The organism is Streptomyces sp. ME19-01-6 (assembly GCF_033793745.1).
Taxonomy (GTDB): domain Bacteria; phylum Actinomycetota; class Actinomycetes; order Streptomycetales; family Streptomycetaceae; genus Streptomyces.
Genome location: NZ_JARAXF010000006.1, coordinates 142,709 through 155,930 on the forward strand (window position 1 = coordinate 142,709; position 13,222 = coordinate 155,930).

Annotated in this window: 14 protein-coding genes and 1 riboswitch; of the genes, 8 read left to right on the forward strand and 6 right to left on the reverse strand. The window is 71.5% G+C overall.

Annotated elements, in window-relative coordinates:
- Both PV419_RS16545 and otsB read left to right on the forward strand, forming a co-directional pair.
- A complete protein-coding gene (locus PV419_RS16545) occupies window positions 1–327 on the forward strand; it encodes a DUF3263 domain-containing protein (RefSeq protein WP_319689314.1) in 327 nt (108 codons plus the stop codon).
- A 55-nt stretch (window positions 328–382) separates the two neighbouring features.
- A complete protein-coding gene (otsB, locus tag PV419_RS16550; protein ID WP_319689315.1) occupies window positions 383–1,225 on the forward strand; it encodes a trehalose-phosphatase in 843 nt (280 codons plus the stop codon).
- A 55-nt stretch (window positions 1,226–1,280) separates the two neighbouring features.
- On the opposite strand, the gene PV419_RS16555 is transcribed toward otsB, so the two are convergent.
- Together PV419_RS16555 and PV419_RS16560 are read right to left on the reverse strand one after the other, a co-directional pair.
- Window positions 1,281–2,741, reverse strand: a complete 1,461-nt coding sequence (locus PV419_RS16555) for a trehalose-6-phosphate synthase (RefSeq protein WP_319689316.1) — start codon at window positions 2,739–2,741, stop codon at window positions 1,281–1,283.
- Window positions 2,742–2,840: 99 nt separating this feature from the next.
- Window positions 2,841–3,815 (reverse strand): glucosyl-3-phosphoglycerate synthase, encoded by a 975-nt coding sequence (locus tag PV419_RS16560; RefSeq protein WP_319689318.1) that lies wholly within the window; start codon window positions 3,813–3,815, stop codon window positions 2,841–2,843.
- 156 nt (window positions 3,816–3,971) lie between these two features.
- Window positions 3,972–4,115: riboswitch (SAM riboswitch) on the forward strand.
- Here PV419_RS16560 and thrC point away from each other — a divergent pair.
- The 4 genes from thrC (at window position 4,109) to groL (ending at window position 8,382) form a co-directional block, all read left to right on the forward strand.
- A complete protein-coding gene (gene thrC, locus PV419_RS16565) occupies window positions 4,109–5,455 on the forward strand; it encodes a threonine synthase (RefSeq protein WP_319689320.1) in 1,347 nt (448 codons plus the stop codon). It overlaps the preceding riboswitch by 7 nt.
- Window positions 5,456–5,532: 77 nt before the next feature.
- Window positions 5,533–5,811 carry a MoaD/ThiS family protein gene (locus PV419_RS16570; protein ID WP_319689322.1) on the forward strand — a complete coding sequence of 93 codons (279 nt, stop codon included), beginning with the start codon at window positions 5,533–5,535 and terminating at the stop codon, window positions 5,809–5,811.
- Window positions 5,812–6,244: 433 nt separating this feature from the next.
- Window positions 6,245–6,451: a cold-shock protein gene (locus PV419_RS16575; RefSeq protein WP_009716982.1), complete on the forward strand. Its 207-nt coding sequence runs from the start codon at window positions 6,245–6,247 to the stop codon at window positions 6,449–6,451.
- Window positions 6,452–6,756: 305 nt separating this feature from the next.
- Window positions 6,757–8,382, forward strand: coding sequence for a chaperonin GroEL (gene groL, locus PV419_RS16580; protein ID WP_319689325.1), 1,626 nt, complete (start codon window positions 6,757–6,759; stop codon window positions 8,380–8,382).
- Between the two features lie 105 nt (window positions 8,383–8,487).
- On the opposite strand, the gene murQ is transcribed toward groL, so the two are convergent.
- Together murQ and PV419_RS16590 are read right to left on the reverse strand one after the other, a co-directional pair.
- Window positions 8,488–9,423 (reverse strand): N-acetylmuramic acid 6-phosphate etherase, encoded by a 936-nt coding sequence (gene murQ, locus PV419_RS16585; protein WP_319689327.1) that lies wholly within the window; start codon window positions 9,421–9,423, stop codon window positions 8,488–8,490.
- An 82-nt stretch (window positions 9,424–9,505) separates the two neighbouring features.
- A complete protein-coding gene (locus PV419_RS16590; RefSeq protein WP_319689329.1) occupies window positions 9,506–10,435 on the reverse strand; it encodes a MurR/RpiR family transcriptional regulator in 930 nt (309 codons plus the stop codon).
- Window positions 10,436–10,542: 107 nt separating this feature from the next.
- On the opposite strand from PV419_RS16590, the gene PV419_RS16595 reads away from it, so the two are divergent.
- Window positions 10,543–10,896 (forward strand): hypothetical protein, encoded by a 354-nt coding sequence (locus PV419_RS16595; RefSeq protein WP_319689331.1) that lies wholly within the window; start codon window positions 10,543–10,545, stop codon window positions 10,894–10,896.
- Between the two features lie 61 nt (window positions 10,897–10,957).
- Here the strand turns inward: PV419_RS16595 and PV419_RS16600 are convergent, their stop codons facing one another.
- Window positions 10,958–11,200 (reverse strand): hypothetical protein, encoded by a 243-nt coding sequence (locus PV419_RS16600; RefSeq protein ID WP_319689333.1) that lies wholly within the window; start codon window positions 11,198–11,200, stop codon window positions 10,958–10,960.
- Here PV419_RS16600 and PV419_RS16605 point away from each other — a divergent pair.
- Complete coding sequence (locus tag PV419_RS16605; RefSeq protein ID WP_319689335.1) at window positions 11,189–12,106, forward strand: Lrp/AsnC family transcriptional regulator; 918 nt, start codon at window positions 11,189–11,191, stop codon at window positions 12,104–12,106. The genes PV419_RS16600 and PV419_RS16605 overlap by 12 nt on opposite strands.
- Here PV419_RS16605 and PV419_RS16610 read toward each other — a convergent pair.
- Window positions 12,069–13,214 (reverse strand): FAD-dependent oxidoreductase, encoded by a 1,146-nt coding sequence (locus PV419_RS16610; protein ID WP_319689337.1) that lies wholly within the window; start codon window positions 13,212–13,214, stop codon window positions 12,069–12,071. The genes PV419_RS16605 and PV419_RS16610 overlap by 38 nt on opposite strands.
- Window positions 13,215–13,222 lie beyond the last annotated feature (8 nt).

Genomic DNA, 13,222 nt, shown 5'->3' on the forward strand with positions numbered 1-13,222 from the left:
ATGCACGGCGAGCAGGACCGGCCCGGCGAGACGGGGGGCAGGGGCGCGGAGGAAGACGCGGCCGGGCCCCCCGGCGAGGCAGCTGGGGGACCCGGCGAGGCGGCTGGGCTGTCCGAGCGGGACCGGGCCGTGCTCGCCGTGGAGCGGCGCGGCTGGCCGGGGCCCGGCGCCAAGGAGCGCGCGATACGCGAACAGCTCGGCATCTCGCCGACCCGCTACTACCAGCTCCTGAACGCCCTCCTGGACGACCCACGCGCCCTCGCCCACGACCCGGTGACCGTCAACCGCCTGCGCCGCCTGCGCGAGGCGCGGCGCGAACGCCGCTGACCGAGACCGCCCCATTGCCCCACCCCACACGCTCCACGGCGATAGGGTCGGCCACATGGGCAGCCACCCTCTTCCCGTACCCACGACAGCGGCCGGCCGTGAGGGCCTCGCGGCGATCCTCCAGCGGCCCGCGGAGGCCGTCGTCGCCTTCGACTTCGACGGCACCCTCGCCGACATCGTCCCCGACCCCGACCAGGCGCGCGCCCACCCCGGCGCCGTGCCCGCGCTCTCCCGGCTCGCCCCGCGGCTGCGTTCCGCCGCGGTGATCACCGGCCGTCCGGCCGCCCTCGCCGTGGAGTACGGCGGCTTCGCCGAGGCCGCGGGCCTCGACCACCTCGTGGTCCTCGGCCACTACGGCGCCGAGCGCTGGGACGCCGCCGGCCGCGAGGTCAGCGCCCCGCCCCCGCACCCGGGCGTCGCGGCGGCCCAGGCCGAACTCCCGGACGTACTCGCCTCGGTCGGCGAGGCGCGCGGTGCCACCGTGGAGGAGAAGGGGCGCGCCGTCGCCGCCCACACCCGCCGCGCCGCCGACCCGCGGGGCGCCTTCGAGGCGCTGCGCGAGCCGCTGCGCCGGCTCGCCGAGCGGCACGGGCTGATCGTCGAGCCCGGCCGCCTGGTGCTCGAACTGCGCCCGCCGGGCATGGACAAGGGCGTCGCCCTCACCGAGTACGTACGGGAGACCGGCGCCGGGGCGGTGCTGTACGCGGGCGACGACCTGGGGGACCTGGCCGCGTTCGCGGCGGTGGATCGGCTCAGGTCGCGGGGGGTGCCCGGGGTGCTGGTGTGCAGCGGCAGCGCCGAGGTCACCGAGCTGGCCCGGCGGGCCGACGTGGTGGTCGACGGCCCCGCGGGCGTCGTGGACCTGCTGACGGCGCTGGCCGGGGCGATCGAGGGCTGAACCCCTCAGGTGGTGAACACGCCGGGGTGGGTGAACACGTCTTGGCGGGTGGACATCACTCCGCCGTCAGCTCCCGCAGCTGTGCGAGGAACCACTGCGCGGGCGGCAGCGCGGTCGCGGCGGCCACCAGCCGCTCCGTACGCGCCGCCCGCTCACCGTCCTTCATCGACAGCGCCTCGTGCAGCGCCAGCGCCGTCGCCTCGATGTCGTACGGGTTGACCACCAGCGCGTCGCCGCCCAGCTCCGCGTACGCCCCGGCCTCCCGGGAGAGCACCAGCGCGCAGCCCTTCTCGGAGACCACCGGCACCTCCTTGGCGACCAGGTTCATGCCGTCCCGGATCGGGTTGACCAGGGCCACGTCCGCCAGCCGGTAGGCGGCGAGCGAGCGCGCGAAGTCGTCCTTCACATGGAGGGCGACCGGCTGCCAGCCCTCCGTGCCGTACTCGGCGTTGATCGCGTCGGCGACCCGCCGCACCTGCTCCGTGTAGTCGCGGTAGACGGCCAGGTCCTGGCGGGAGGGGTAGGCGAAGGCCACGTGCACCACGCGCTCCCGCCACTCGGGGCGCATCTCCAGCAGCCGCCGGTAGGCCAGCAGCCCGCGGACGATGTTCTTGGACAGCTCGGTGCGGTCCACCCGGACGACGGTCTTGCGCCCGGGGCCGATCTGCGCGCGCAGGGCCGTCAGCCGCTCGTCGACGTCCGCCTCCCGCGACCGCTTCCGCAGGAAGTCCGCGTCCGCGCCGAGGCCGTGTACGCCCAGCCGGGTCTCGCGCCCCTCGAAGCGCACGGACAGCCGCGCGCCGTCCCGTACCACCTCCGCGCCGAGCACGGCCGCGGCGCAGTCGGCGAAGGCCAGGGCCCAGCGCTCGGTGAGGAACGCGGCGCGGTCGCCGCCCAGGATGCCGCGCAGCACGCCCGCCGCCACGTCGTCCGGCAGCAGCCGGTAGTAGTCCGGCGGCGCCCAGGGGGTGTGCGAGAAGTGGCCGATCCGCAGGTCCGGCCGCCGCTCGCGGAGCAGGCCGGGCACCAGCGCCAGGTGGTAGTCCTGGACCAGCACGGCGGCGCCCTCGGCGGCCTCCTGGGCGAGGGCGTCCGCGAAGGCCGCGTTGTACGTCTCGTAGGCGTCCCACTGGGCGCGGAACTCCGCGCCGAAGACCGGTTCGAGCGGCGTCTGGTAGAGCAGGTGGTGGACGAACCACAGCACTGAGTTCGCGATGCCGTTGTACGCGGCGTCGAAGACCTGCGGCGCGATGTCGAGCATCCGCACCAGCTGCCCGCCGGTGTCGCCCGGGTCCAGATGCCCGGCCCCGGCCCGCCGGGCCGCCTCGCGGTCGCCGTCGCCCAGCGCCGCGCAGATCCAGACGGCGTCGGTGTCCGGCCCTATGGCGCTGAGGCCGGAGACCAGCCCGCCGCCGCCGCGCCTGGGGCCGAGCGAACCGTCCTCCCGCAGGGTGTAGGAGACCGGGCCGCGGTTGGACGCGACGAGGACCTGTGCAGCGGTGTGCTCAGAGGCCATGTCGCGTACCTAGCCATCCCACGCGCCGCGCAAACGTGCGTGCGGTTTCTTGCCCCGGTCGGCGCCTCCCGGCGGGGCCCGGGGCGGAGGCTGAGGGCGTCACGCCGCCCGCCGTTGCACATACTCCGGGATCTCGATCATCGGCGGCCGCTCCTCCGTGTCCACGGCGCTCGTCCGTGCCACGAAACCGGCCTCGCCCCGGTCGAACTGGGTCAGCCGCGGCCGCACCAGATGCCCGCGGGCCAGCCGCAGCTGGGCCGTGCGGTAGATCGTGGCCGCCATCCGGCCGAGCGCCTGCGGGTCCTGGTGGCGGTGTTTGCGCACGCCGAGGTCCACCTGGGCGAGCGCGTCGAGCCCGACCGTGTGCAGCGAGTCGATGAGAATGGCGAGCTCCACCCCGTAGCCGACCGGGAAGGGCAGCCGCTCCAGCAGCGAGCGGCGCGCCGCGTACTCGCCGCCGAGCGGCTGTACGAAACCGGCCAGCTGCGGCCAGTGCAGGTTCAGCAGCGGCCGGGCGACCAGCTCGGTGACGCGTCCGCCCTGGCCGGCCGCCCTGCCGGAGGCGAGCCCGCCGAACTCGGGGCCGAGCGGCCGGTCGTACATCCCCTTGACCAGGTGCACGTCCGGGTCGGTCAGCAGCGGGCCGACGATCCCAAAGACGAAGCGCGCGTCGAATTCCCGCAGGTCGGCGTCGATGAAGCAGACGATGTCGCCGCTGGTCGCCAGCAGTGAGCGCCACAGCACCTCGCCCTTGCCGGGCAGCGTCGGCAGCTCGGGCAGCAGGGAGTCGCGGTGCACGACCCTCGCCCCGGCCGCCGCGGCGACCTCGGCGGTGCGGTCGGTGGACCCGGAGTCCACCACCACCAGCTCGTCGACCAGGGGCGCGGCCCGGCCCATCAGCTCGCGACGTATGGTCGCGGCGATCTCACCGACCGTCGCCTCCTCGTTGAGGGCGGGCAGGACGACGCTCACGGCCTGGCCCGTGGCGCGCTTGGCGGCCAGCAGGCGGTCGAGCGGACGGTCGTCGGCGGACCAGGACCGCTCCTTCAGCCAGCGCTCCACCTCTTCCAGCACGTCCGTACCTCCCTGCTCAGCTGTGATGCATCTCGCGCTTCGGACGACTATCTCAACCATCCAGGCCTTCGGTTACAGTCTTGAACAACGCACGTGACCGTCGTATGTCGGGGGTCCTCGTGCGACAAACACGCCGGGCTGGGCCCGGCGTCATACCGCTCATCCAGAGGGGCAGAGGGAACGGCCCGTTGAAGCCCCGGCAACCCTCCAGCCGGTCCTGATTCGCCACGAAGCGGGGCCCCGGCTAGGGAAGGTGCCAATTCCGGCTCGCGGCGAGATGCGCCGTGAGGAAGATGAGGAGAAAGGGCCTCGCCTCCATGGCTGTGCAAGCTGTCGAAAGCTCAACTACTTCTGCCGGTTCAGCGGATTCCTCGGGTTCCACGGGGTCTTCTGTCTCCCTCGGCCCCGCCGTCGCGCTGTCCTGTCGTGAGTGCGGTGAGCGATTCCCCCTCGGCCCCATTTTCGCCTGTGTGGAGTGTTTCGGGCCGCTCGAGGTCGCGTACGACCTGCCGACCGGCGACCCCGAGGCGCTGCGCAAGCGGATCGAGGCCGGCCCGAACAACATCTGGCGCTACGCCCCGCTGCTGCCCGTCCCGGCCGACGTGGCCGACAAGCCCAACATCAACCCCGGCTTCACCAAGCTGGTGAAGGCCGACAACCTGGCCCGCGAGCTGGGTGTGACCGGCGAGCTGTACATCAAGGACGACTCCGGCAACCCGACGCACTCCTTCAAGGACCGCGTCGTCGCCCAGGCCGTCGAGGCCGCCCGCGCCTTCGGCTTCACCACCCTCTCCTGCTCCTCCACCGGCAACCTCGCGGGCGCGGTCGGCGCCGCGGCCGCCCGCGCGGGCCTGCGCTCCTGCACCTTCATCCCGCACGACCTGGAGCAGGGCAAGGTCGTCATGGCCGCGGTCTACGGCGGCGACCTGGTCGCCATCGAGGGCACGTACGACGACGTCAACCGCTTCTGCAGCGAGCTGATCGGCGACCCGGCGGGCGAGGGCTGGGGCTTTGTCAACGTCAACCTCCGCCCCTACTACGCGGAGGGGTCCAAGACCCTCGCGTACGAGATCTGCGAACAGCTCGGCTGGCGGCTGCCGGACCAGCTGGTCATCCCGATCGCGTCCGGCTCGCAGCTCACGAAGATCGACAAGGGGCTGAAGGAGCTCATCGCGCTCGGCCTGGTCGAGGACAGGCCGTACAAGATCTTCGGCGCCCAGGCCGAGGGCTGCTCCCCGGTCTCCACCGCCTTCAAGGCGGGCCATGACGTGGTGCGGCCGCAGAAGCCCAACACCATCGCCAAGTCGCTGGCCATCGGCAACCCGGCGGACGGGCCGTATGTGCTGGACATCGCGCGCCGCACGGGCGGAGCGGTGGAGGACGTGAACGACGAGCAGGTCGTCGCGGCGATCAAGCTGCTGGCCCGTACGGAGGGGATCTTCGCGGAGACCGCGGGCGGGGTGACCCTGGGCGTGACGCAGAAGCTGCTCGAGAACGGGGTCCTGGACCCCGCCCTCACCACCGTCGTGCTCAACACCGGAGACGGCCTCAAGACGCTCGACGCGGTCGCCCCGACGAGTGGGCCCACGGCGGTGATCCGCCCGAGTCTCGACGCGTTCCGCGAGGCTGGTCTGGCCTGAATCGGCTCGGCTCAAACCGGCTGGCTTGAATTCGCTCCTCGCCTCCCGCTGCAATTCCCACAGAAGGTGAAACGCTCATGAGCGTCAATGTCCGAATCCCCACCATCCTGCGCACCTACACAGGCGGGCAGGCCGAGGTCAGCGCCGAAGGAGCGACTCTCGCCGAGGTCCTGGCGGACCTCGACCGCAACCATCAGGGCATCGCGGCCCGCGTCCTGGACGACACGGGCAAGCTGCGCCGCTTCGTCAACGTCTATGTCAACGACGACGACGTGCGCTTCGCGGAGGGCCTGGAGACGGCGACCCCGGACGGCGCCGGCGTCTCGATCATTCCGGCGGTCGCGGGCGGCTGCTGAGCCGGTAACGGGCCGGTCACGGGCGGTCGTACCCCCCGAGATAAACGGAATCGCCTCGTCCTGATAGAAACGGACGGGGCGATTCCATGTGTGGAACCGCGATACAGTTACAGCGATCCCCTTCTGTCGGCCCCCGCGCCGACCGCATATGAGAACTCGTCAACTTGTGCCCAAACTGTGCGCGCGAATTGCCGGGCTGGTCCGTTATGTCCGGCCCGGCTTGCCCTGAATTCACGGGAATTTGCCGCTTATTACCGTTCGGCCGTCGCCAGAATTCTCGTCCGATTGACCTGTTGCACAGGGCAGTGGGACAGATACATTCAGCGGCGGTCGACGCGTTCCGGCGCACACCCCCCTCGACTCGGGGGGTGAGGTCTGACCCGGGTCCGCGGAGTGCGGTCCTGCGCAAGGGCCAGCAATAGGGGAGTTAGGAATGGCTCAGGGCACCGTCAAGTGGTTCAACGCGGAGAAGGGGTACGGCTTCATCGCGGTCGACGGTGGTGCGGACGTGTTCGTCCACTACAGCGCGATCCAGATGGACGGTTACCGCACCCTCGAGGAAGGCCAGCGGGTCGAGTTCGAGATCTCGCAGGGCCAGAAGGGGCCGCAGGCGGACATGGTCCGCGTGGCTGTTGGCTGAAGCGCCGACGCGAGGCAGCTGACTGGACCGTTCGAAGGGCCCGTACCCCCATGGGGAACGGGCCCTTTGACATGAGCTCTCGCGACCAGCTTGTCCCACCCTGTCACCCACTCACGCTTGCACTCTCGGGGGTCGAGTGCTAATCATTGGCGTTAGCACTCTGAAGGTGAGAGTGACAGAAGGATCGGGTCGGTGAGGTCCGTCAGGCCATGCGGGGCAAGGAACCGCAGGGCAGGCAGGCCGTCCGTCGCGGGCGCCAGGCGCGGTCCGGAGCAATCCACCCCGTCTTGGGAGGACCACTTCACATGGCCAAGATCATCGCGTTCGACGAGGAGGCGCGGCGCGGCCTCGAGCGCGGGATGAACCAGCTCGCCGACGCCGTCAAGGTCACCCTCGGCCCCAAGGGTCGCAACGTCGTCCTCGAGAAGAAGTGGGGCGCCCCCACGATCACCAACGATGGTGTATCCATCGCCAAGGAGATCGAGCTCGAGGACCCGTACGAGAAGATCGGCGCCGAGCTGGTCAAGGAGGTCGCGAAGAAGACGGACGACGTCGCCGGTGACGGCACGACGACCGCGACCGTCCTCGCCCAGGCGCTGGTCAAGGAGGGCCTGCGGAACGTTGCCGCGGGCGCCAACCCGATGGCCCTCAAGCGCGGCATCGAGAAGGCCGTCGAGGCCGTCTCCGCCCAGCTGCTCGAGCAGGCCAAGGACGTGGAGACCAAGGAGCAGATCGCCTCCACCGCCTCCATCTCCGCCGCCGACACCCAGATCGGCGAGCTCATCGCCGAGGCGATGGACAAGGTCGGCAAGGAAGGTGTCATCACCGTCGAGGAGTCGCAGACCTTCGGGCTCGAGCTCGAGCTCACCGAGGGCATGCGCTTCGACAAGGGCTACATCTCCCCGTACTTCGCCACCGACATGGAGCGTATGGAGGCGTCGCTCGACGACCCGTACATCCTGATCGTCAACTCGAAGATCACCAGCGTGAAGGACCTCCTTCCGCTGCTGGAGAAGGTCATGCAGTCGGGCAAGCCGCTGCTGATCATCGCCGAGGACATCGAGGGCGAGGCCCTGGCGACCCTGGTCGTCAACAAGATCCGTGGCACCTTCAAGTCCGTCGCCGTCAAGGCCCCGGGCTTCGGTGACCGCCGCAAGGCCATGCTCGGCGACATCGCCATCCTCACCGGTGGCACCGTCATCTCCGAGGAGGTCGGCCTCAAGCTGGAGAACGCGGGCGTCGACCTGCTGGGCCGTGCCCGCAAGGTGACCGTCACCAAGGACGAGACCACCATCGTGGACGGCGCCGGCGACACCGACCAGGTGCAGGGCCGGGTCAACCAGATCCGCGCCGAGATCGAGTCCTCGGACTCGGACTACGACCGCGAGAAGCTTCAGGAGCGCCTGGCGAAGCTGGCCGGCGGCGTGGCCGTCATCAAGGCCGGTGCCGCCACCGAGGTCGAGCTCAAGGAGCGCAAGCACCGCATCGAGGACGCGGTGCGCAACGCCAAGGCCGCCGTGGAGGAGGGCATTGTCGCCGGTGGTGGCGTGGCCCTGCTGCAGACCGTCTCGGTCTTCGAGAAGCTGGAGCTGGACGGCGACGAGGCCACCGGCGCCCAGGCCGTGCGCCTGGCGCTCGAGGCCCCGCTGAAGCAGATCGCGGTCAACGCCGGCCTCGAGGGCGGCGTCGTGGTGGAGAAGGTGCGCAACCTCACCCCGGGCCACGGCCTGAACGCTGCGACCGGCGAGTACGTCGACCTGATCGCCGAGGGCATCATCGACCCGGCCAAGGTCACGCGCTCCGCGCTGCAGAACGCCGCGTCGATCGCCGCGCTGTTCCTGACCACCGAGGCCGTCATCGCCGACAAGCCGGAGAAGGCCGCCGCGGCGGGCGCTCCGGGCGGTATGCCGGGCGGTGACATGGACTTCTGATCGACGACTTCACGTCGATCTGCTGTCCGCCCGAAACATCGGGTACGTCGGGGCGGCACCCTCTCCCAGGGGTGCCGCCCCGACGGCGTTTCACCCACTCGATCCCTACCCCCGCGCTGCCTCCAGGGCGGCCCGCAGACGGCCGTCCGACTCGCTCAGCAGCCGGGCGGCGGTCGGGGCGTCCACTCCACCGAGGATGGAGAGGATGGCGTGCTTCGTCTCGCCGTCGCTGGCCGCCAGCGCGGCCTCGATCTGCGGGTCGGGGGCGCCGGTGGCGAGGGAGACGATACGGCGCGAGCGCGCGCGGAGCTTCTCGTTCGAGGCGCGCACATCGACCATCAGGTTTCCGTAGGTCTTGCCCAGCCGGATCATGGTGATGGTCGAGACCATGTTGAGCACGAGCTTCTGGGCCGTGCCCGCCTTCAGCCGGGTGGAGCCGGTGAGCAGCTCCGGCCCGACCACGACCTCGATGCCGTGCTCGGCGGCCGCCGCGAGCGCCGAGCCCGCGTTGCACGACAGGCCGACGGTGAGCGCGCCGAGCCGGCGGGCGTGCTCGACCGCGCCGACCGCGTACGGGGTGCGGCCGGAGGCGGAGATGCCGACGACGCTGTCGTCCGCGCCGACACCCAGCGCGTCGAGGTCGGCGGCGGCCAGCTCCTTGCTGTCCTCGGCGCCCTCGACGGAGGTGACCATGGCGGTGGGCCCGCCCGCGATCAGCGCGAGGACCTGGTCCGGGTCGGTGTTGAAGGTGGGCGGGCACTCGCTGGCGTCGAGTACGCCGAGCCGCCCGGCGGTGCCCGCGCCCGCGTAGATCAGCCGGCCGCCGCGGGCCATGCGCTCGGCGATGGCGTCGATGGCGGCGGCGATCCGCGGGAGCTGGGTGGCGACGGCCGTGGGCACGGCCGCGTCCTCGCCGTTCATGATGCGGGCGATCTCGACGGTCTCCAGCCGGTCGATCTCGGCGAGTTCGGGGCGGAACGCCTCGGTGGTGAGCGTGTCCAGCTGGGCGCGCAGCTGTTCCTGGTCAGCGGCGGAAGTCATGGCGAAGCGGCTCTTTCCGGTACGGGGGTGGCGGCGGGGGGCCCCGCCGATACGGGGGTGTCCCGACTCGGTCAGCGCTCGGTCAGCGGGGTCCGGGCCGGGGGTCGTGCCGGTGGGCGAGAGCTTCGTACGAGGCCGCCAGCGCGGGCGCGGCCGCCTCGTACGTACGCTGCGCCACACCTATGAAGAGGCAGTCCACGACGAGGAGTTGACTGGTGCGGCTGGACATCGCCGCCGGGCGCAGCTCGCTCTCGCGGGCGGTGGACGTGGTGAGCACGAAATCGGCGTACTGCGCGACCTCGCCGTCGGGGCGGCCGGTGATCGCGACGGTGGTGGCTCCGTGCTCGAAGGCGACCCGCAGGGGCTCGATGACGTCGGTGGTACGGCCCGAGTGGGTGATCGCGACGGCGACGTCGCCGGAGTGCAGCTGCACGGCGTTGGTGACCGCGAGGTGCGGGTCGGCGTGGGCGTGCGCTATCAGGCCGATGCGCAGCAGTTTCTGGACCAGGTCCTGGCCGACCAGGCTGGAGGCGCCGACGCCGTAGATGTCGATCCGGCGGGCGGAGGAGAGGGCGGTGACGGCCGCTTCGAGCTGGCTGGTGTCCAGTCCGGCGGCGGTGTCGGCCAGACACTGCTGCTCTTCCTGGGCGAGCTTGGTGACGACGTCGGCGATGGGGTCGTCCACCGCGATGTCGGCCGTGACCGCCGGGGCGCGGCCGGCCGCCTGCTGCGCGGCGAGCGCGGCGAGCGCGAGGCGCAGATCGCGGTAGCCGGGGTAGCCGAGCAGGCGCGAGGTGCGGACCACGGTGGCCTCGCTGGTGCCGGTGAGCTCGGCGAGCCCGGTGACGGTGAGCGCGGCACAGCCGGCCGGATCCCCCGCCACGGCCTCGGCGACGCGCTGCATGGAGCGGGTCATGGAGGGCGCGAGGGTGCGGACCTTGGCCGCGAGGGCGCCGGGGGCGGGTGGAGTGGCTTCGGGCACGGTGAAAGTTTCCTTCAGCTTGCTACTCACCCATGAAAGATATTTTCGGCGCCTGGGGGGCGTCAAGAGGCCCCGCCATGGCGCCCTTCGCGCTGACCGACGGGCGCCAGTTGTGCTCAAAGGTGACAATGGGTCCCATGAAGCTCGAACAGGCACTGCACGCGGCACGGGCACTGGTGCTCGCCGATCTCGCGGCGGGAGAGGTAGCCCAGGCGGACATCGTCTCGCTCGTCGAGGACTCCATCGCGCACCGCCGATGGTGGGTCGAGCAGTGGCCGGAGGGCGCCATGTACGTGGCCGGGCTGGTGGCCCAGGACGTACAGGACGCCCTGCTCGAGCGGTACGGCCGCTGGCCGCTGTGCCCGGTGTGCACGGAGGGCGGCGATCTGCACGCGCTGGACGTGGAGCCGGAGTTGGGGCCGGATCCGCACTGGGTGTGCGGCAAGACGGCGGTCGCGGTGGCGCGGGTGGGGGCGCTCGGGACCGTGTGACGGGCGCGGCGGGGACGGTCATTGGAGGGTCATTAAGCGGTCATCGGCGGTCATCGGGCGGTCATTCGCGCGGGCCGCGCATCAGGGCCGCCGTCACGGTCGCGGCGGTGATGAGCCCCACGGCGACCCACAGAGCGTGCTGAGCCGCCTCCGACGCGGCCCGCGACCCGGCGGGCGCCAGGCTGTGCAAGGGCGCCAGGCTGTGGAAGAAGGTGGTGCCGAGCACGGCGATGCCGAGCGTGGCGCCGAGCTGCTGGACCGCGTTGAGCAGCCCGGCGGCGGACCTGGTCTCATGCGGGCGCACCTGGGAGAGCGCGGCGGTGAAGAACGGGACCGTGAACAGCCCGAGCCCCACGCCGCCGACCGCCAGCGCCCCGAGCAGCGGCCACGGCCAGCCGGTTGGCCGGACACCGGGGTAGACGGCGAGACCCAGTGGCTGGTCCGTATCGCCGCCACCCCGGCCACCGCGCAGACCCTCGCCCGTTCCCTGGCCCGGCGTCCCGACACCTCATGGGTCAAGCTGGCCTCCGGGGGCACGGAGATCGTCATGGTCGTCCACGCGCCGCGCGGCGCGGACGCCTCGCGCTCGATGCTGCTCCGCGACATCCCGCGGACCGCCGGAATCACGGCGGTCTCCGCCCACTTGCTGCTCCACACCTACCTGGGCGGCCCCACCGCGTGGCGCGGCCACCTGGGCGCGCTGTCCGACGAGCAGCAGCGACGGCTCGCCCCGCCGCCCGGCCCGCCGACCGAGGGCGATCTGCCTCTGGCCGAGGCCGACCCGCCCCTCACCGAGGCCGACCGGGCGCTGCTGGACGCCCTGCGCCAGGACGGCCGTACCAGCCACGCCGACCTCGCCGCCGCCACCGGTTGGTCACCGGCCACGGTCGCGCGGCGCCTCACCGGCCTCCGGGAGCGCGGCACGCTCTTCTTCGACGTCGAGATCGACGACGCGCTGTTGGGCGTCACCACCCAGGCGCTGCTGTGGATGGCCGTCGCCCCGGCCCGTCTCGACGAGATCGCGACCGCCCTCGCCCGCCACACCGAACTCGCTATCGTCGCCGCCACGACCGGCGCCACCAACCTGGTCGCCCACGCCCTGTGCCCCGACCCGGCCGCCCTCACCCTGGAGACGGCGCCCGTCCTGCACACCCTCAAGGCGGCCGGTCCGTTCAGTCCGCGGGTGCCGGCTCCGTGGGCCGCGCCGTGAAGAAGCGGGTGATGTCGTCCGCTGCGGTGGGGGACAGCATCATCGCCTGGACTCGTGCGGACATTTCGGCGATCGCGTGAGTTCTGGTGAACATCGCCTCTTCGTACGTCCGGATCGCCGAGTCCGGGTCGGCGGGGTTGGCGGCGAGTTCGCCGGCGAGTTCGGCGGCGTCGAGCATGGCCTGATTGGCACCCTCGCCGACCGGCGGCATGAGGTGCGCGGCGTCACCGATGAGGGTGATTCCCGGCTGGTTGGACCAGCGCGTACCGATGGGCATCGCTTCGATCCTGCGAGGCGTCGGCGCGCCGTCGCCGGCTTCGATGAGTGCGGTGAGGCCTGAGTCCCAGCCGTCGAACAGGTCCAGCAGAGCACGCTTACTACGGTATGTGTCGATGTCGCGATCTTCTGCGCGCAATGAGATCCCGACTCGTATGGTGCCATCGCCGAGGCGTTGTGCTGCAAGGATCTGGTTCACGCCGATGCACCACAGGTTCCCGGGGCCGACCAGCTCAGCGAGATCCGGGTGGCGCCGGTCGGCGTCGCTGATGTCCAGCTCCACCAAGGTGGCCACGTAGGACAGTCTCGCGTCGGTCAGCAGCGAGCGGACGACCGAGCGCGCGCCGTCCGCGCCGATGAGGATGTCGCAGTCGGTTCTGTGGCCACCATGGAACGTCAGCCCGAAGCCCCCGTCAGGTCGTGGCGTCGCCGCGACGAGCCGGTGCTGCCACGCAACCGCGTCGCCCGGGAGCGAATCGAGCAGCAGATCACGCAGTGTGCTCCGATCGATCTCAGGACGTCCGGAGAATGAGCCGGGATCTGGCTTGTGGTGCACGAGGGTGCGTCCGGCCGGGTCGAGGATGCGATGTTCCTCGCCCTCAGGCCGCGCCTCGGACCGGAACCGGTCGGCGAGACCCGCCTCGGCCAGGGCCTGTTGCCCGGACTCCGGGTGCAGGTCGAGCATTCCGCCCTGCGATCGCGCGGATCGGCTTGCCTCGCGTTCGTACACCACCGCGTCGATGCCGTGCCGGCGCAGGATTCGTGCCAGCGTCAGGCCGCCGAGGCCGCCACCGGCGATCGCAATTCGCATCGTCATCTCCGTACCGTACACTGTATTTC

Excerpts from the sequence above, each read along its gene's own strand:
- PV419_RS16545 (WP_319689314.1), top strand. The coding sequence starts at position 1 with ATGCACGGCGAGCAGGACCGGCCCGGCGAGACGGGGGGCAGGGGCGCG.
- otsB (WP_319689315.1), top strand. The coding sequence starts at position 383 with ATGGGCAGCCACCCTCTTCCCGTACCCACGACAGCGGCCGGCCGTGAG.
- PV419_RS16555 (WP_319689316.1), bottom strand. The coding sequence starts at position 2,741 with ATGGCCTCTGAGCACACCGCTGCACAGGTCCTCGTCGCGTCCAACCGC.
- thrC (WP_319689320.1), top strand. The coding sequence starts at position 4,109 with ATGAGGAGAAAGGGCCTCGCCTCCATGGCTGTGCAAGCTGTCGAAAGC.
- PV419_RS16570 (WP_319689322.1), top strand. The coding sequence starts at position 5,533 with ATGAGCGTCAATGTCCGAATCCCCACCATCCTGCGCACCTACACAGGC.
- PV419_RS16575 (WP_009716982.1), top strand. The coding sequence starts at position 6,245 with ATGGCTCAGGGCACCGTCAAGTGGTTCAACGCGGAGAAGGGGTACGGC.
- groL (WP_319689325.1), top strand. The coding sequence starts at position 6,757 with ATGGCCAAGATCATCGCGTTCGACGAGGAGGCGCGGCGCGGCCTCGAG.
- murQ (WP_319689327.1), bottom strand. The coding sequence starts at position 9,423 with ATGACTTCCGCCGCTGACCAGGAACAGCTGCGCGCCCAGCTGGACACG.
- PV419_RS16595 (WP_319689331.1), top strand. The coding sequence starts at position 10,543 with ATGAAGCTCGAACAGGCACTGCACGCGGCACGGGCACTGGTGCTCGCC.
- PV419_RS16605 (WP_319689335.1), top strand. The coding sequence starts at position 11,189 with ATGCGGGCGCACCTGGGAGAGCGCGGCGGTGAAGAACGGGACCGTGAA.